At 58.0% G+C, this 17,766-nt stretch carries 18 protein-coding genes; 7 read left to right on the top strand and 11 right to left on the bottom strand.

The window, feature by feature from the left end; genetic code table 11:
- The first annotated feature begins 217 nt into the window (after nucleotides 1-217).
- Entirely contained in the window at nucleotides 218-2,341 is a 2,124-nt protein-coding gene (parE, locus tag AVI_RS08700; protein ID WP_156753141.1) for a DNA topoisomerase IV subunit B, read from the top strand.
- A 31-nt stretch (nucleotides 2,342-2,372) separates the two neighbouring features.
- Here the strand turns inward: parE and AVI_RS08695 are convergent, their stop codons facing one another.
- The gene (locus AVI_RS08695; RefSeq protein ID WP_015916015.1) at nucleotides 2,373-2,858 is read right to left on the bottom strand and encodes a GNAT family N-acetyltransferase; all 486 of its coding nucleotides are present in this window, start codon (nucleotides 2,856-2,858) and stop codon (nucleotides 2,373-2,375) included.
- Nucleotides 2,859-2,995: 137 nt separating this feature from the next.
- On the opposite strand from AVI_RS08695, the gene AVI_RS08690 reads away from it, so the two are divergent.
- On the top strand, nucleotides 2,996-3,394 hold the full coding sequence (locus AVI_RS08690; protein ID WP_015916014.1) for a hypothetical protein: 399 nt from the start codon (nucleotides 2,996-2,998) through the stop codon (nucleotides 3,392-3,394).
- Nucleotides 3,395-3,431: 37 nt separating this feature from the next.
- Here AVI_RS08690 and AVI_RS08685 read toward each other — a convergent pair whose 3' ends face one another.
- A complete protein-coding gene (locus tag AVI_RS08685) occupies nucleotides 3,432-4,568 on the bottom strand; it encodes a DUF2336 domain-containing protein (protein WP_041696575.1) in 1,137 nt (378 codons plus the stop codon).
- A gap of 74 nt (nucleotides 4,569-4,642) precedes the next feature.
- Between AVI_RS08685 and AVI_RS08680 the strand changes: the two genes are divergently transcribed.
- Nucleotides 4,643-5,368: a hypothetical protein gene (locus AVI_RS08680; RefSeq protein WP_015916012.1), complete on the top strand. Its 726-nt coding sequence runs from the start codon at nucleotides 4,643-4,645 to the stop codon at nucleotides 5,366-5,368.
- On the opposite strand, the gene AVI_RS08675 is transcribed toward AVI_RS08680, so the two are convergent.
- Together AVI_RS08675 and AVI_RS08670 are read right to left on the bottom strand one after the other, a co-directional pair.
- Nucleotides 5,357-5,962: a flavin reductase family protein gene (locus AVI_RS08675; RefSeq protein WP_015916011.1), complete on the bottom strand. Its 606-nt coding sequence runs from the start codon at nucleotides 5,960-5,962 to the stop codon at nucleotides 5,357-5,359. The genes AVI_RS08680 and AVI_RS08675 overlap by 12 nt on opposite strands.
- Nucleotides 5,962-6,546, bottom strand: a complete 585-nt coding sequence (locus AVI_RS08670; protein ID WP_015916010.1) for a nitroreductase family protein — start codon at nucleotides 6,544-6,546, stop codon at nucleotides 5,962-5,964. Before AVI_RS08670 ends, AVI_RS08675 begins: the two co-directional genes overlap by 1 nt.
- 222 nt (nucleotides 6,547-6,768) lie before the next feature.
- On the opposite strand from AVI_RS08670, the gene AVI_RS08665 reads away from it, so the two are divergent.
- Nucleotides 6,769-7,755: a hypothetical protein gene (locus tag AVI_RS08665; RefSeq protein ID WP_015916009.1), complete on the top strand. Its 987-nt coding sequence runs from the start codon at nucleotides 6,769-6,771 to the stop codon at nucleotides 7,753-7,755.
- 6 nt (nucleotides 7,756-7,761) lie between these two features.
- On the opposite strand, the gene nadC is transcribed toward AVI_RS08665, so the two are convergent.
- The 4 genes from nadC to AVI_RS08645 all read right to left on the bottom strand — a co-directional run bounded on the left by nadC (nucleotide 7,762) and on the right by AVI_RS08645 (nucleotide 12,205).
- The gene (gene nadC / locus AVI_RS08660; RefSeq protein WP_015916008.1) at nucleotides 7,762-8,619 is read right to left on the bottom strand and encodes a carboxylating nicotinate-nucleotide diphosphorylase; all 858 of its coding nucleotides are present in this window, start codon (nucleotides 8,617-8,619) and stop codon (nucleotides 7,762-7,764) included.
- Nucleotide 8,620: 1 nt separating this feature from the next.
- The gene (locus tag AVI_RS08655; RefSeq protein ID WP_015916007.1) at nucleotides 8,621-10,171 is read right to left on the bottom strand and encodes an L-aspartate oxidase; all 1,551 of its coding nucleotides are present in this window, start codon (nucleotides 10,169-10,171) and stop codon (nucleotides 8,621-8,623) included.
- The gene (gene nadA, locus AVI_RS08650) at nucleotides 10,168-11,139 is read right to left on the bottom strand and encodes a quinolinate synthase NadA (RefSeq protein WP_015916006.1); all 972 of its coding nucleotides are present in this window, start codon (nucleotides 11,137-11,139) and stop codon (nucleotides 10,168-10,170) included. The genes AVI_RS08655 and nadA overlap by 4 nt, the downstream gene beginning before the upstream one ends.
- Before the next feature lie 169 nt (nucleotides 11,140-11,308).
- Nucleotides 11,309-12,205, bottom strand: coding sequence for an NUDIX hydrolase (locus tag AVI_RS08645; RefSeq protein ID WP_041696573.1), 897 nt, complete (start codon nucleotides 12,203-12,205; stop codon nucleotides 11,309-11,311).
- Nucleotides 12,206-12,539: 334 nt separating this feature from the next.
- On the opposite strand from AVI_RS08645, the gene AVI_RS08640 reads away from it, so the two are divergent.
- Complete coding sequence (locus AVI_RS08640) at nucleotides 12,540-13,028, top strand: hypothetical protein (RefSeq protein WP_197436535.1); 489 nt, start codon at nucleotides 12,540-12,542, stop codon at nucleotides 13,026-13,028.
- A gap of 50 nt (nucleotides 13,029-13,078) precedes the next feature.
- Here AVI_RS08640 and thrS read toward each other — a convergent pair whose 3' ends face one another.
- From thrS to AVI_RS08625, 3 genes are all read right to left on the bottom strand, one after another.
- Complete coding sequence (gene thrS / locus AVI_RS08635; protein WP_015916003.1) at nucleotides 13,079-15,079, bottom strand: threonine--tRNA ligase; 2,001 nt, start codon at nucleotides 15,077-15,079, stop codon at nucleotides 13,079-13,081.
- Nucleotides 15,080-15,268: 189 nt separating this feature from the next.
- A complete protein-coding gene (gene yidD, locus AVI_RS08630; protein ID WP_015916002.1) occupies nucleotides 15,269-15,655 on the bottom strand; it encodes a membrane protein insertion efficiency factor YidD in 387 nt (128 codons plus the stop codon).
- Nucleotides 15,656-15,668: 13 nt separating this feature from the next.
- Nucleotides 15,669-16,112 (bottom strand): iron-sulfur cluster assembly scaffold protein, encoded by a 444-nt coding sequence (locus AVI_RS08625; RefSeq protein WP_015916001.1) that lies wholly within the window; start codon nucleotides 16,110-16,112, stop codon nucleotides 15,669-15,671.
- Between the two features lie 272 nt (nucleotides 16,113-16,384).
- Between AVI_RS08625 and folE the strand changes: the two genes are divergently transcribed.
- Nucleotides 16,385-16,990: a GTP cyclohydrolase I FolE gene (folE, locus tag AVI_RS08620; RefSeq protein WP_015916000.1), complete on the top strand. Its 606-nt coding sequence runs from the start codon at nucleotides 16,385-16,387 to the stop codon at nucleotides 16,988-16,990.
- A 98-nt stretch (nucleotides 16,991-17,088) separates the two neighbouring features.
- The gene (gene hisI / locus AVI_RS08615; protein WP_015915999.1) at nucleotides 17,089-17,547 is read left to right on the top strand and encodes a phosphoribosyl-AMP cyclohydrolase; all 459 of its coding nucleotides are present in this window, start codon (nucleotides 17,089-17,091) and stop codon (nucleotides 17,545-17,547) included.
- Nucleotides 17,548-17,766: the final 219 nt, after the last annotated feature.

Below are 17,766 nucleotides of genomic sequence, written 5' to 3'. Positions count from 1 at the left end.
ATGGTTTGACCAAGTGCGACATAATTCTCCCGCGTCCTTGCCGCAACAGGCAATAAAGGGAATGGGCGCGAGTGGACACAATCGGTTGATTGTTGCTGAGAATATGCGCTAATCAGGAACAAACCGGAAACTGCGCTGCACGGGCCAGAGACGGACGGGCACATGCCCTATCGCGAGACAGAATTCTTCACGGTGCTCCGCTGAAGACCACAAGCAAATGACAGACAAGATCATGGACGATAACAACGACCTTTTCGCCGCCCTGCCGTCAACGCCTGCCGAGGCGGCGAAGACGCAGAAAGGTGCTGCCGATGTGACGGCTGCTGGTACGGCGCCTGTTACTGCCGCCCAACCGGAAACCCCGGCCAAGGCAGTGGCTTTCGGCTCAGCCACGCCCGCCTCCACCGGCAATCCCGACGATTATGGCGCGTCCTCCATCCGTGTTCTGGAAGGGCTGGAGCCGGTGCGGATGCGTCCCGGCATGTATATCGGCGGCACGGACGAAAAAGCCCTGCACCATCTTTTTGCCGAGGTGATCGACAATTCGATGGACGAGGCGGTGGCTGGCCATGCCAATTTCATCGATGTCCATCTGGATGCCGAAGGCTTCCTGACGGTTTCCGACAATGGTCGCGGCATTCCCGTCGAGCTGCATCCGCAGGTGCCGGGCAAATCCACCCTTGAAGTGATCATGACCAAGCTGCATGCGGGCGGCAAGTTCGACGGCAAGGCCTATGAGACCTCTGGCGGCTTGCACGGGGTCGGCGTATCCGTCGTCAATGCGCTGTCTGATCTGCTGGAAGTGGAAGTGGCACGCAATCGCAAGCTCTATCGCCAGCGTTTTTCGCGTGGCGTGCCGCTGGGCGGGCTGGAAGAATTGGGCGATGTCCATAATCGGCGTGGTACGCGGGTGCGCTTTCACCCCGATCCGCAGATCTTCGGTGATCACGCAAAATTCGATCCGGGCCGGATTTTCCGCATGGCCCGCTCCAAGGCTTATCTGTTCGGCGGCGTGGAAATCCGCTGGTCCTGCGATCCGGCAATCCTGACCACCGGCGGCGACATCCCGGATAAGGCGGTATTTCACTTCCCCGGCGGGTTGAAGGATTATCTGGCCGCGACACTCGGCAAGGAGTTTACCGTCACCCGCGAAATTTTTGCTGGCAAAACCGAAAAGACCGGCGGCCATGGCGCGATGGAATGGGCCATTACCTGGTATGGTGGCGATCCCCAGGTTCATTCCTATTGCAACACCATCCCGACGCCCGAAGGCGGCACGCACGAGGCCGGTTTGCGCATTGCACTGACCAAGGGCTTGAAGAATTATGCCGAACTGACCCAGAATAAGCGCGCCCAGCAGATCAGCACCGATGACGTGATGATTTCGGCGGTCGGCATGCTGTCGGTTTTCATCCGCGAGCCGGAATTCGTCGGCCAGACCAAGGACAAGCTGGCGACGGTAGAAGCGCAGCGTCTGGTCGAAAACGCTCTGCGCGATCCTTTCGACCATTATCTGGCCGACAATCCGAATGAAGCCGCCAAGCTGCTCGATTGGGTGATCGAGCGGGCCGAGGAACGGCTGCGGCGGCGCAAGGAAAAGGAAGTCAACCGCAAGACCGCAGTGCGCAAGCTGCGCCTGCCCGGCAAGCTGGCGGATTGCGCCCAGAACACCGCCGAAGGCGCGGAACTGTTCATCGTCGAGGGTGATTCGGCTGGCGGCTCGGCCAAACAGGCCCGCAATCGCTCCAACCAGGCCATTCTGCCCTTGCGCGGTAAGATCCTCAATGTCGGCAGCGCCAGCCGTGAAAAACTGATGGCCAACCAGCAGATCGCCGACCTGATCCAGGCGCTCGGCTGTGGCACGCGGACGAAATATCGTGATGAAGACCTGCGCTATGAGCGTATCGTCATCATGACCGATGCCGATGTGGACGGCGCCCATATCGCTTCACTGCTAATCACCTTTTTCTATCAGGAAATGCCGGAACTGATCCGGGGCAATCATCTCTATCTCGCCGTGCCGCCGCTTTATGTGATCCGTCAGGGCGCAAAGACCGTTTATGCCCGCGACGACGCCCACCGTGCCGAACTGATGGAAACCACATTCAAAGGCAAGAAAGTCGAAATCGGCCGCTTCAAAGGTCTCGGCGAAATGATGCCGGCGCAGTTGAAGGAAACCACCATGGACCCAGCCAAGCGGATGCTGCTGAAAGTCGAGATCGACGACGTCGATTTCGAAGGCACCCGTGATGCCGTGGATGCATTGATGGGGACTAAGCCGGAAGCCCGATTCCGGTTTATTCAGGAGCGGGCCGCCTTTGCGGAAAACTTGGATATTTGAACCGTAACGAAGTGTTTTTGCGCTTAGCGATTCAAACGACTGGATTTTCCAGACGTTTTTCCATGAAAAGGCTGAGCGGATCGGGACGGTATGAGCCGAAGGGCGGAATTTCCTGAAAACCGGCTTTTCGGTAAAGACCGATCGCCTCCGGCTGGCTAATACCCGTCTCGAGGCGCAACGCTTCAAGGCCAAGCGTTTTTGCCTGGTCTTCCAATGCCGCCATCAGCGTCTTGCCAAGCGACAGCCCTCTTGATCGGGGATCGACAAACATCCGCTTGATCTCCGCCGTGCCATCGCCAGCCTCGACAATGGCGGCGCAACCCACCACCTGCCCCTCATGGCGCGCCACGAAAAAATGGACACCAGGCTTTTCCAGGGATGAGACATCCAAAAGATGATTGCTTTCCGCCGGATAGAGTGCGGCCATATAAGCATCGGAGAGATCCAGCAAGCGGATCACGTCGGGCTGTCGTGGCGCTTCAATGGTGATTGCCAAAAGGGGAATGGTCACGGACATCTATCGATCCTGAAAGGCACCCAACCAGACAAAACAGATTATGCATTATAATTTTTTTGTCCGAGGGCCGATTGGTCTTGGTTGCGCCAATCTTGTTGCGTTACTGATAAAACTCTACTGACTGGAAGGACGAGCCGATGCAAGCCTCACTCGTGATCATGACCATTCTGGGATGCAATGACAGCGTCAGCCAATGCCAGTATATCGCCACTGCCGAGCAGCGCTGGGTTTCGGTGGAATTGTGCAATCGCGATTCGGAAAATGTTCTGGGGCAATATTCCAATGTGAATTTCCCCAGCGTCGTTGCCTTTTGCCAACAGCAGACGGTGACACCTCCCCAGACGACCGTGACAGCGGTCCCAGCAACGCCAACCGATCCTGTGCCGGAAGCTGAAAAGCGGTCTCTGGCAGACCGTGCCATCAACAGTGTAAAACAGGTTCTGCCCGGCAAGGAGGATATCAAGATGGTGTTCACCACCCCGGTGCATGTGGTCACCGACACCTATGCCTGGGCGGCAAAAAAGCTGACCAAATAACCCGCATACCAGCAATCAAATCGCCCGCCGGAACAGGTCAGGCTGCGTCGACCACAAGATGTGCGGCATATTGGCGGGCCTGTCGGCGTTCGTCCTGATGAAGCATGATTTCCACCAGATCCAGCAATTGGCGCGCCGCCTCACAAGAGGCCAGCTTGCTACCCTTGGCGAGAAGCGGTTGGCAAATGCTGCCGATCTCACCATGGGTCGCCGTCTGCACAGCGTGACGCCAAAGCAGCACAGCCTCAACGAACAGCGGTGCGATTGTATGGTCGAGACCGGCGGACAGAAGCAGCGCTCGCACAGCATGCATGCGGCCCGTAGCCAGAATCGAGCGAACCCGGCGCTCCTGTAAGCCACTCAGCGATTCAACGGCGCTGGCAAAGAAATCGACCTTGCCCCGGCATAACAGTTCGATCAGCAAGGCGGGCGTCAATTGGCCATTGACGCGCATCTGCTCGACCAGATCGGGAATTTCATCGAAGCCGACCTCACCGGCAATCACCGCGGCTGCGCTGACGCCAATTTCGCGGTTCAGTCGTGTGAGTTTGCTTTCTCCAAGGGAAAACCGCAGCAGGCCGGAGGCGGCAAGCGCCTGACTGGCCTGTGAAACCAGCAGGTGCCTCGCCCGGCTCGGCAAGTCCAGGCGCTCCAGCAATACGCCCCTCACCGCCTCATGCGCGCCGTGGCGCTCGGCCAGTCGCAGCAGACTGAAAGGCGAAATAGCGGCAGTGGGGCTATCGAGCAGCACCAGGCATTCCGACACGTCGCCAATCTCGCTGAGGGCTGCGGCAACGGCAGAGGAAAGCTGTGGACGTGCGGCAATAAAGGCGCGTGTCATACCGCTGCCTCGTCCAGCCAGATCGACCAGGTCACGGTCTTGCAGCACGGGCGAGCAAAGTATCACCCGCGAGGCGATCTCTGGCTGATCTTCACATAGGGATACTAGGATAGCGCGAGGCGCTTCAGCCGAACAGGCCAGAGCCTCGGCCAGCGCCAGCCGCACTTTGGGTGAGGGATCGTCCAGAAGATAGGTCATGGCGACATAGGTGGAGCGCCGTTCGTCTTCGGTCATCGGGGAATAGAGATAGGCTCGGCCCAGCGCATTGGCGGCCTTCGCCCGGTCGCACGCCTTTGCGGTTTCTGACCAGCGAAAGAAAGCCTTTACAAGCACTGACAACCCCAATCAAAACAAAACCCGACCCATTGCAATTATGGTATGCGAGAAAAGTTTAAGATTGGTTCACCATGTCGATTAACCATGAAGTTCGGAAGGATCTGGGTTTGTTTTTCTTCAAGGGAAAACCGTGTGGGGCGCTATTGCTGATCAAGACAGAACAACAGACCTCACCTGCCGCGCCAGATGCATTGGTTTTTGGCGGCAACGAGCCCACTGCACTGTATGGTAGCTGGCGGCAAAAAGCGCCATCATCCACCCTGCCCGTACTGTTTGGTCTTTCCGCCCGGCTTGACCATGATGACTTCGCCGCCCGTCTCGCTCAGTTGATGGCGCTGAAGCCGGATGGGCTGATGTTGACGGATGCAGCAACCGCCGCCGACAGCCAGCGGCTGGATGCGCTCTTGCGGGTCGAGGAAGCGAGAGCTGCACTTGCCGATGGCAGCACACCATTCATTGCCCTTCTCGGCGGCAACCCCTCCGGCTTTTTTGAGGCATCCGCCATCGCAGCCAGTTCGGCAAGGTTGCTTGGCCTTGGCTTGGATGAAAAAGCGGTCGTCACCGCCATCCAGTCCGAGACGCCGCGCCATGCCCAGCCCGTTCTGGAAACCTGCCGCAGCCTTGTGCAACTGGCCGCCGCCAGCGCCAATCTGCCTGCCTTCGTCCAGCCTTCCAGCACGGAAGATACCGATGCCGCAGCCGATCTGGTCAAGCGAGGCTTCAGCGCCCTGATGGGCGACAGCAGCACAGCGGTCACGATGATCCGTGCCGCCTTGCCTCAAAAATCAGGCCTTTGAGGGCCGCACCATCTGAAACACTTCAGTCACCGCCGCATAGTCCAGATAGCCCAGCCGTGAAAGGGGTTGCACCAGCGTCACATCGAACCGGCCATCGCGCATGGCGCTGTCGGCCAGATGAATGCCGACCACTTCGCCGAACACCACGAAATTCTCGCTGGGTTCGCCCGAAAGCGTCTTCGGAGAAATCACCTCGGTAACCTTGCATTCCAGCACGGCATAGGCTTCATCCACATAAGGTGCGTCCACCAGCCGGGCCATGACGGGGGTCAGCCCGGCAAGTTCGAATTCGCTCGTGCCATAAGCTGCCGGTGCCGAAGACCGGTTCATTGCCTCGCCTAAGTCGCTGCTGACGAAATTGGCGGTGAAACAACCGGTTTCCTCCACATTACGCAGGCTGTCCTTGCGGCCAGCCGAGGAAAACATCACCATTTTCGGCTTGTCGGAAATGGCGTTGAAAAAGGAATAGGGCGCAAGATTGAACGATCCATCCCGGCCTTTTGACCCGATCCAACCGATAGGACGTGGCGAGACCACGGCCTTGAACGGGTCGTGCGCCATGCCATGGGCGTTGGTCTTGGTTTCGTAAAACATCAATCCGTGTCTCCCATCCAACTGACCACTTCATCTATGCTCGGACGCGGGCGCTCGACAATCGGAAATGTCGTGGACCCCATGTGAATAAAGCCCGCCACCTTCTCGCCCGGCTTGATGCCCAGCAAGGGAAACGCTTTTTCATCGAAGGCAAACCATTCGGACAGCCAATTGGCCACATAGCCATGGGCGTTGGCCGCCATCAACAGATTGAGGCACACGGCACCCGCCGACATGACCTGCTCCCATTCCGGCACCTTGGGATGCGGTCCCGCCGTGCTGATCACCCCGATCACCACTGGGGCGCGGGTAAAGCGGGCGCGCTCGACCTTGATCATCTCCTCATCCAGTTCGGGCTTTTTCTCCAGCGCCATGGCCAGCAGCACCTCGCCGATTTCAACCCGCTTATCGCCACGATAAACGATGAAGCGCCAGGGGGCGATCTTGCCGTGGTCGGGGACGCGCACCGAAAGCTTTAGGATAGATTCAAGCTCTAGTCTGGAGGGACCGGGCTCGCACATCTGAAAAGCCGGAACGGAACGACGGGTGGCCAAATAATCGAGAAGGGTGATATGTTCGTACATGTTAACGTCTTTTCCTTGAAGATCGGCGGAGCCTTGAAGAAAGTCACATCAGTCGTTGCGAAAGCCCGCCATGCGAAAGCGTCGGAATTCGGAGCCCGAGACACGTTAAACTGGAGTATAAAACTCAGGAAATTACAAGCCTTGAATTTGCCTTGGCGGTCGTATTGTAGTACCAGCCGATCAACACGCCAATCATCGCGGTTGAATCGGTCGGGCATTCATATGATATCTTTTTCCTGCCGTCTTCCCCTGATCCTCGCGGCCTCGCTGCTGGCGGCAAGCGCCGGACCCGGCATGGCCGAGGATGCGTTCAAATCGTTCAAGCAATTGGATAGCACGGCGAAAATGCCGAAGCTGAATGCGTTTTCCACGCCGATTGCCCCTGCCCCCCAGTCCCATTCCAAGCTCATCCGGTTTGAAGCAAAGCTCGACAATGAGGGACAGCCCTTGCAGCAAGGCCTGGAATGGCGGGTCTATAGCCCGATAGCCGGTAGCGACGGCAAATTGCCGATGGTCGCCAGCAGCCAGGGCGGCTCGGCGGAACTGCAATTGGCGCCAGGGGATTATTTCGTCAACGTGTCCTTTGGACGGGCGGGCGTTACCCGCAAGCTCGATGTGCCTACCGACGGCGAGGTGCAAAAGCAGGTCATGGTGCTGGATGCTGGCGGCATGGTGTTGAATGCCGTTTCCGGCCCCGATACCCGGATCAAGCCATCGAAACTGAAATTCAAAATCTACGCAGGCGATGGGCCTGAAGACAATGATCGCGGCCTGATCATGGACAATATCGAGCCCAACACCCTCGTCAGCCTCAATTCCGGCACCTATCACGTCGTCTCGCAATATGGCGAGGTCAATGCATTGGTGCGCGCCGATATCAAGGTCGAGGCGGGCAAGATTACCGAGGCGACGCTCCAGCACCGCGCCGCCCAAATGAATTTCAAGCTGGTCTCAGAACCGGGTGGTGAGGCGATTGCCGATACCGCTTGGTCGATCCTGACCTCTTCCGGCGATGCCGTGGCCGAAAGCGTCAGCGCCTATCCGGTTCTGGTTCTGTCCGAAGGCAATTACACTGCTATTGCCCGCAACAAGGACCGGATCTACCAGAAGGAATTTCAGGTCAAGGCCGGGGTAAACGCCGATGTCGAACTGCTGCTGAAAGACAGCCAGCAGAATGTTCAGCAGCAAGCCGGATACGACACCAACTAAATCCCCTCATTCCGCCTCGACAAAATCCAGGCCGATATCCAGCACCGGCGCGCTATGGGTGATCCAGCCGACCGATAGCAAATCGACGCCGCTTTGCGCCACGGCCCTTGCCGTTTGCGGTGTAATGCCGCCGGAGGCCTCGGTGATCGACCGGCCCGCGACAATCTCCACCGCCTCGCGCAATTGCTCCGGCGTCATATTGTCCAGAAGCACGGCATCGACGCCAATCTCCATCGCTTCACGCAATTGATCCAGCGTATCGACTTCCACCTCGATCTTGACCATATGCCCGACACCGCCCCGCGCCCGCAGGATGGCCTGAGTGACGCTGCCAGCAATGGCCACGTGATTGTCCTTGATCAACACGGCATCGTAGAGCGCGAAGCGGTGGTTCATTCCGCCCCCCATCCGCACTGCATATTTCTCCAGCGCCCGCAGGCCCGGGATGGTTTTGCGTGTACAGGCCACGGCGGCCTTGGTGCCGGAAACAGCGTCGACGATTTGGCGCGTCACCGTGGCGATGCCTGAGAGATGACCGAGAAAGTTCAGGGCTACCCGCTCGCCGGTCAGAAGGCTGCGGGAGGAGCCGGAAATCGTTGCAAGAACATCGCCCGCCTTGACCGCCGCGCCATCGCTGACATGGGGGGTCATGACCAGGCCGGGATCGACCAGTTCGAAGGCGATGGCACTGACATCCAGTCCGGCAATCACTCCATCCCGGCGGCTGGCAATCTGCACCGTCGAACGATGGTCGGCCGGGATGACCGCCATGGAGGTGATATCACCGGCCAGCCCCAGATCCTCCGAGAGTGCATTGCGCACCAGCGGCTCGACGATGACGCGCGGCAGGGAATGAGAAAACATGTCAGGCGCTCCGGGCAAAGGGCTGCAAGGCAGGAAAAACGGCGGCGTGGGCAAGGGACAGTGCGTCATCCAGCGTCATCCGCTGGCGCAGAGGGTCTGGGCAGGATTGCGGAAAATCGGTTCTTGCATGGGCGCCCGCGCAATGGCGTCGCGCATGGGCAAACACGGCGACCAGCAGCGCCACCAATGCCGGATCGCTGGCCGGTCCGCCAGCTTCAACGAGTGGCAGAAGATCCGCCATTGCCGCCTGCAAGCCACGCTCGTTGCGCAAGACGCCAAGCCGCGACGAGACGATCGCCCGAACCGGCGCAATGTCATCGGCAGGAGGCACAGTTTGCGACCCGGAAGGCATTATCTGACGGGGCGACATGCCCGCTACATCTTCTGCGACCCGCATACCCATTACCGCCGCTTCCAGCAGCGAATTGCTGGCCAGGCGGTTGGCGCCATGCAGACCGGTGCAGGCCACCTCGCCTGCCGCCCAGAGACCGGCAACCGAGGTTTTGCCGAAACAATCGGTCTCCACACCGCCCATGTGATAATGGGCCGCGGGGCGCACCGGGATGGGTTGCGACGACGGATCGATGCCAACCGCTCGGCAGAGAGCGTCGATGGCGGGAAACCGGCGGGAAAAACCGTGACCGAGCGCCTTTCGGGCATCAAGGAAAACCGTGCCTCCCCTGGCCCGCTCTGCGCTGATCGCCCGCGCCACGACGTCGCGCGGCGCAAGTTCAGCTCCGGGAGTGGATGCCATGAAGCGCTCGCCACGCTCATTGACCAGCACAGCGCCCTCGCCGCGCACGGCTTCGCTCACCAGCGGCTGCGGATAGAGAGGAACATCCAGCGCTGTCGGGTGAAATTGCACAAACTCCATATCCGACAAAACCGCACCGGCGCGGGCAGCGAGCATGATGCCCTGTCCGTAATTGCCAGAGGGATTGGTCGTGGCATCGTAAAGACCGCCAAGGCCGCCGGTGGCCAGAATCACCCGCGAAGCGGCAATCTGCACCGGTCCTGACGCCGAGGCGCAGAGCAATCCCGTTATCCCGCCTGCATCGACCAGCAGGCGGCGCACCTGAAGTCCGCTCATCACGGAAATCGATGGCGTGGCCAACACCGCAGCCACAAGACTCCGAATAATCTCCGCGCCGGACCCGTCACCCCCGGCATGGACAATGCGACGACGGCCATGGGCGGCTTCCAAGCCCAGCGCCAACGCACCATCGCCATTCCTGTCGAAACGGACGCCAAACCGTTCCAGCAGGGCAATCGCCAAAGGCGCAGCGGAGGTTATTATCTCGACGATATCAGGATCGCAGAGCCCATCACCCGCCGCAAGCGTATCTGCCGCATGGAGCGCCGCACTATCATCAGTTCCCATGCTGGCGGCAATGCCGCCTTGCGCCCAGGCGCTGGAGGTTTCCGCACCGAGAGCAGCGCGAGTGACGATGGTGACAGGCTGCGGCGCAAGGCTGAGCGCCGTTACCACGCCGGCCAAGCCGCTGCCGATCACGATGACCCGGTCACCTATGGTGGTATTCAGCGTGCTCATACTGCCAGCATCCTTTCCACCGCCCGGCGCGCGTCATCGGCAATGGCGGGATCGACGGTCACTTCCTGACGGTTTTCCTCCAGTGCCTGGCGGATATTGGCCAACGTGATCCGCTTCATATGCGGGCAGAGATTGCAGGGCCGCACGAAATCCACGTCGGGATGATGGACGGCGACATTGTCACTCATCGAGCATTCCGTCAGCAACACGACGCGGGCCGGTTTATGGCTGGCGACATAATCCGACATGACCGCCGTCGATCCGGCAAAATCCGCCGCCGCAACCACATCCGGCGGACATTCGGGATGGGCAAGCACGACGACACCGGGATTGGCCTCACGCAGCTCGGCAATATCGCCTGCGGTGAACAGCTCATGGACCTCGCAATGGCCGTGCCAGGCGATGATTTCGACATTCGTTTCGCGCGCCACATTGCGGGCCAGATATTCGTCCGGGATCATCAGCACTTTCGGTACACCAAGGCTTTCGACTACGGCCTTGGCATTGCCGGAAGTGCAGCAGATATCGGAGGCCGCCTTCACTGCCGCAGACGTATTGACATAGGTGATCACAGGCACGCCGGGATGGGCGGCACGCAACAGGGCAATATCCTCAGGCGTGATCGAATCGGCCAGCGAACAGCCCGCCGCCATATCGGGAATCAACACGGTTTTTGTCGGGTTAAGCAGCTTGGCGGTCTCGGCCATGAAATGCACGCCCGCCAGCACAATCACATCCGCATCGACCTCCATGGCCTTGCGGGCCAAGGCCAGGCTATCGCCGACAATATCGGCAACGCCATGGAAAATCTCCGGCGTCTGGTAGTTATGAGCAAGGATAACGGCATTGCGACGCTTCTTCAGTTCCAGGATCGCCGCGATATCATCCTCGAAAGACATCCACTCGGCCTTCGGAATAACGCGGGCGACCCGGTTATAGAGTGCTGACAGTGAAGGGGCGGTATTCATTGGCTTTCCCTTTTCTACTCATTTTGAGTATATCCTCAAGCCAAGAGTTATTCTCGATTGGAGTTTATGTCAATCGCACGACAATTATTTTTATGAAAACGACAAAACGACCCCTGATGCACATCCACACGGAAGATTGCACCGCATTAAATCTTTTAATATCAGTGATTTATGACCTAGACAGTGGCAGCTTCGAGCCGGACAAGGCCCGGGCTTCCAACACGGCGTGACGATAGCGGAAAAGTTTTGCCGGGCGTCCACCCGTCTCGCTTGCCATGTCGCCGGTCTCCTCGATCAGCTCTTGCTGATCGATCTGACGGCGGAAATTCGGCTTGTGAAGGGTCAGGCCAGCCAGCGCCTCAACACAGCGTTGCAACTGGGAAAGCGTAAAGCTTTCCGGCATCAGCTCGAACACCACAGGGCGGTATTTGATCTTGGCGCGCAGGCGCGCAATGCCGGTCGCCAGGATGCGGCGATGATCGCCGACCATCGCACGGCCTGAGGCTTCCGCAGCACCGGCTTCCTGCACGAGACCCGCCTCATACATCAGCTCATAGCGCTGCAAGACCAGATCCTCGTTCCAATCCATGCCATTCAGCCCGAAGGAAAAATCGAGCCGGCGCTGGCGATGTTCGCGCCGGCTGCTATCGGCCACTGCCCACGCTTGAAGAGCATCGAGAATGCGAGCCAAGCTCTCCGGTGGGCCATTGCGGCGGTCTTCCCAGGGGAAATATTCGTACCAGCCATGCCAGCCGGGCCGTCCGGCGCCGGGCGCTGCCTGTTCGCGCACCAGGCCCAGATAGCTGATCGAAATCGTCCGCCCACCGCCTATATCCGTGTCACGATCCCGGTCGGCAAAGGTGTAGAGCTGCTCCAGATAGCCGACCGGATGCCCGGTCTGATCCTCGATCCATTCCCGAAGGCCGCCTTGCAGGCTGCGATGGCCAAGCTCGAAGGGACCAGACGGCAGGGCATCGCCACCGCGCACCGTCATGACCCGAGGCTCGTCCCCAGTCACAGCTGTCAGGACCGCGATCAATTCGGCATGGGCGATGGCATTGAGCAAGGTGATGGTCCTGCGTGGAATTGGCGAGGGAATAACGGCTACGATGTCGCTGGACAGGCTTACAGAAAATTCTCTTTCTTTTCAATTGATTGACTTCTGAATATCAAACCATTGACATAGCCGCTCCTTTTTTCTCGAAAAATTGGCAAGCAACCAACTCACAAACCAAACTATCTAAAAGCATTTTTTGAGATTCAAAGCTCGGCATTTTTCCCATCTATTATCCGAGAGCAAAATACCAGATCTTTATCAATGTAATTCCACAGTACAAATATTGGATTATTATATGATAGAGAAATTTATATTTTTAAATTTTGTAATGACATCGGTTTTGATGTCATCAGGCGCAAGCCGGGCGGAAAACTGCCCAGCCGCAATCAGCGAAGCCGATGTGATTCAGGCAGAGGAGAGATGGGGGAAAGGATTGGTCGAAATCGGGGCAGCGCAAGACGCAAGAGCCGTGGCAGCAAAATTCATAGCTGACGCTTACGGCTATCAGGAAGGAACGGTCCTGTTCAAGCCGACCAAGGCTTCCGTAGTTGAGTTTCGCGATACGCCGGAAGACGCGCTATCCTATTTCGTCACCGGAAGGCTGGCGGAAGACCACGGATTTGCGCTGACACCCTATACGAATGTGCGGTTTGAAAACCACGCGATCATCTACGACTGCAAAACAGCAATCTCCATGGGCAATTACTACTTCACCGCCAAGGACGGCTCAGTGACCAAAGCCGATTACACGATGGGCTTTATCAAAACCGCAGATGGCCATATGAAAATCAATATCCAGCATTCATCGCTGCCATACACGCCCAGTCATTAACGGGATCAGCAAGGGGCGAAAACACCCCGCCCCTTGCTTTGGAAAAACCCTTAAGCGGGCTTCCTGGCCGCCCGCTTGCGCTTTACATCCGGTGGCGTGGCTTCATCGACTAGGCTGGCAATCGCCTCATCCAGCGTCATCGACACCTGATCCTGGCTGCCGAGACGGCGGATATTGACCGTGCGTTCTTCCGCCTCGCGCTTACCGCAAACCATGATGACAGGCACCTTGCCGACCGAATGCTCACGGACCTTGTAGTTGATCTTCTCGTTGCGGAAATCGGTTTCCACTTCGAGACCCGCGTCGCGCAGCTGTTCGGCTACGTCGCGGCCATAGTCGTCAGCCTCGGAGGTAATGGTCGCCACCACCACCTGCAAGGGCGCAAACCACAGCGGCATGTGACCAGCAAAATTCTCGATCAGAATGCCAAGGAACCGCTCCATCGAGCCGCAAATGGCGCGGTGAATCATCACCGGTTGGGTCTTTTCCGAATGCTGGTCGATATAGAAGGCACCGAAACGTTCCGGCAGGTTGAAATCCACCTGCGTCGTGCCGCATTGCCATTCACGACCAATCGCATCCTTCAGCGTATATTCGAATTTCGGACCGTAGAATGCACCCTCGCCCGGCAGAATACCGGTCTTGATGCGCCCACCGGACTGCTCTTCGATGGCCTTCAACACCTCGGTCATCACGCTTTCGGCGCGATCCCAAAGTTCGTCGGAGCCGACGCGCTTTTCCGGACGGGTCGAGAGCTTGACTACGACTTCCTTGAAGCCGAAATCCTCATAAACCGACAGGATCAGATCGTTGATCCGCAGGCATTCAGCCGCCATTTGCTCTTCCGTGCAGAACACATGCGCATCATCCTGCGTGAAACCGCGCACACGCATCAAGCCATGCAAAGCGCCCGATGCTTCATAGCGATGCACAAGACCAAATTCCGCAAGACGAACAGGCAGTTCACGGTAAGACTTCAACCCATGCTTGAATATCTGCACGTGGCCGGGGCAGTTCATGGGCTTCAAGGCAAAGACGCGCTGGTCAGCTTCCGGATCGTTCGGATTGGTAAAGGCATGGGCGGATTTCACCGCGAACATGTTTTCCTGATACCAGCCCCAATGGCCGGAGGTTTCCCAGAGCGACTTGTCCAGCACCTGCGGCGCGTTGACTTCCTGATAGGTGTTGGCCAACCGACGGCGCATATAGGCGGTCAGCGACTGGAACATTTTCCAGCCCTTGCCATGCCAAAACACCACGCCTGGGCCTTCTTCCTGGAAATGGAACAGGTCCATTTCACGGCCCAGCTTGCGGTGGTCACGCTTTTCGGCTTCCGCCAGGATGTGCAGGTAATTGTCGAGCTGTTCCTGCTCGGCAAAGGCCGTCCCGTAGATGCGCGTCAGCATCGGATTGTTGCTGTCGCCGCGCCAATAAGCACCGGCCACCTTCATCAGCTTGAAGGCCGTGCCGATCTGGCCGGTGGAGGCCATATGCGGTCCACGGCAAGGATCGAACCAGTCGCCCTGATAATAGATCTTGATGTCCTGATCTTCAGGAATGGCATCGATCAGCTCGACCTTGTAGGATTCGCCCTTGGCGGCAAACACTTCGCGCGCCTTTTCACGCGACCAGACTTCCTTGCGGAACGGCTGATTGCGCTGGATGATTTCCTTCATCTTCTTTTCGATCTTCGGCAGATCTTCCGGCGTGAACGGCTCGTTTTTGGCAAAGTCGTAGTAGAAACCGTTTTCGATCACCGGACCGATGGTCACCTGCGTGCCCGGCCACATTTCCTGCACCGCTTCGGCGAGAACATGGGCGGTGTCGTGACGGATCAGTTCCAGCGCACGCGGATCGGCGCGGGTGACGATCTCGATTTTTCCATCGACAACCGGGTCGGCGAGATCGCGCACAACGCCATCGAGAGCAATGGCCACGGCCTTCTTGGCCAGCGATTTGGAAATCGATTCGGCGACATCACGACCGGTCGCGCCAGCCGCAAAGCTGCGCACGGAACCATCGGGAAATGTAAGGGAAACGGTGTCGGACATGTTTTAAAGGCTCCTGATCCAGTCCCGCCAACCAATGCGGGTGGTAAAAATGACCGGCGCAAATGGCCGGGATTGAAGCGGCTGAATACTGAAATTCGTCTTTTCAGTAAAGCTTATTCCGCAGGGATATCGAAGCGCCGAAACCTGATCGTCGCGCGCGCGACGCCTGACGGTATTCTTCCGGTACAGTCATAAAACCTGCCTTGAAGGACGCTTGCGTCCAAACGTCCACAGGCTCCAGACCTGCCAAAACCGAAAGCGGGTGCCAAGGGTCTGCGGCACATCATCCACGCCCCAGGTGCCGCCGGGGCCGCAGCGCCCGACCCGAAACAGGGTGAGCCAGCCGCCACTCCACAATCCATGGCGGGCGATGGCCTCATAACCATATTCCGAGCAAGTCGGGGAATGCCGGCAATGACTGCCGACCAGGCTGGAAAGCGTCAACTGGTAGAGTCGGATCAGCCCCATGCCCAGCAGCCGGTCCGGTGTCTTGCGAAAAGGTCCGTGATAATTCCGGCCTCTGTGGCGCGGCCTTTCGTCCTCCTCGTCGTCGAGGTTTTCGCAGTGCTGGCACATCGGCGAGACAATCCTAGCCAGCCAGCGCCGATTGGCGGGCCTCGACCTGGTCGAGGCAGTCGCACAGAGCCTCCAGAATCAGCATGGTCGAGGCATGGCGGGCCTTGTAATCCTTGACGGGCATCAAGTAGCGCAGATCCTCGAACCGGCCCTGCGGCCCCTCACCACCGTCTTTCAACATGGCCAGCATATCGGCCCGGGCCTTGCGAATCTCCGTAAAGCTGGCGCCCACCACATGGCGCGCCATGATCGATGCGGAGGCCTGACCCAGCGCGCAGGCACGCAACTCCTGCGAAAAATCAGTGACTTTTTCACCGTCCACGGTTACAAAAGCCTTGAGACGGGAACCACACAAGCGGGAGTGCTTTTCAGCCACGGCATCGGCATTGCTCAATGCGCCGACGCGGACGATATTGCCGGCAAATTCCAGGATTTTGGTATTGTAAATATCATCCATCGCCAAACTTTGCTCCAAATGCCCGCCCATACGCAAAAACCGATCTGTTGGATTATCCATATTTACGCAACACTGTGTCGCGTTTTGGCGTATGTCGTGACTGTGCGGGTTCTCTATATATCACATCGTATGTCGGTGTAGAAACATCAAGGCGAAAACTTTGAAACACGCCCACGAGGATTGGACTTGCCATCATGGCTCGAATTACGCAATTAAAGCCTGGATCGTCGAAAAGGGCTTCTGCCAGTATGAGTGACCGGGAGAGTAATGGCATGGATGCCACAGTGAAAAAAATGTCGCCTGAAACGTCCCGCCCCAGCCGCGAGGAAGCCGAAAACGCTGTGCGCACATTGCTGCGCTGGGCTGGCGATGATCCGAGCCGGGAAGGCTTGCTCGACACGCCAAAGCGTGTGGCCAAAGCTTATGGCGAACTGTTCGGTGGCTATAATGTCAATGTCGAGGACGTGCTGGGCACGACATTCGAAGAGGTTGGCGGCTATAACGACATCGTGCTCGTGCGCGACATCCCGTTTTTCTCTCATTGCGAGCATCACATGCTACCTGTCATCGGCAAGGCGCATGTCGCTTATCTGCCGAATGGCCGAGTCCTGGGCCTGTCGAAAATCGCCCGCGTCGTCGATCTCTTCGCCCGCCGCCTGCAAACCCAGGAAACCATGACGGCACAGATTGCCGATTCTCTCGTTCAGTATCTTCAGCCACGCGGCGTTGCCGTCATGGTTGATGCAGAACATATGTGCATGGCAATGCGCGGCATTCAGAAATCCGGCTCCACGACACTGACCACCACCTTTACCGGTGAGTTCAAAACCGATGTCCCTCAGCAGGTGCGGTTCATGACCATGGTGCAAAACCGCTGATCATCTCAGCGCTTGCTGCGAGACAGTTTTGATGGAATACAATAACGCACCGTTTCGCCGCAGTGCGTTATTTTTTGCCTTTGTATTGGATCGACGAAATGATCAGCTTTGCAGCCCCTTCGACGGACAAGACCATTCTGGAAGGCGCTGGCGTGTTGACGCCGAAATTTGACGCCCATGGTCTGCTGACCGCCGTTGTAACCGACCACCGCGATGGCGAACTGCTGATGGTTGCCCATATGAATGCCGAGGCCCTGGCGCTGACCATCGAAACCGGCCTTGCCCATTATTACAGTCGCTCGCGCAAAAGCCTCTGGAAAAAGGGCGAAAGCTCCGGCAACATGCAGAGCGTCAAGGAAATTCGCGTCGATTGCGATCAGGATGCGATTTGGCTCAAGGTTGAAGTGGCTGGCCATGACGCCACCTGCCATACCGGACGCAGATCCTGTTTTTATCGCTCCGTTCAGCTTGCCGATGGCGAGGCGAAAATGGTGATTACTGACGACCACAGGCATTTCGATCCTGCGCAGGTTTATGCCGGCCAGGACCAAAAATAGACATTTGCTATTTTAAACATCAAAAAGTCTTTACAGAAACGCTTTGGTAAACAAGGCGGCGCAGACTACCCCGGAAATACCGCATTTGAAGGCAGAGTAAATCTGCTGCATGCTCTCAAAACAGAGTTGATGGACATGTAAATGCGGGCGGGCGTTACGACGTCGACGGGCACTTGAAGCATGCCGTGCATGGCAGCGCCGTGCATCGGACGTGATGCA

It is taken from the genome of Allorhizobium ampelinum S4, from assembly GCF_000016285.1.
GTDB classification, from domain to species: Bacteria; Pseudomonadota; Alphaproteobacteria; order Rhizobiales; family Rhizobiaceae; genus Allorhizobium; species Allorhizobium ampelinum.
This window is presented reverse-complemented; position numbering and strand designations above follow the sequence as displayed.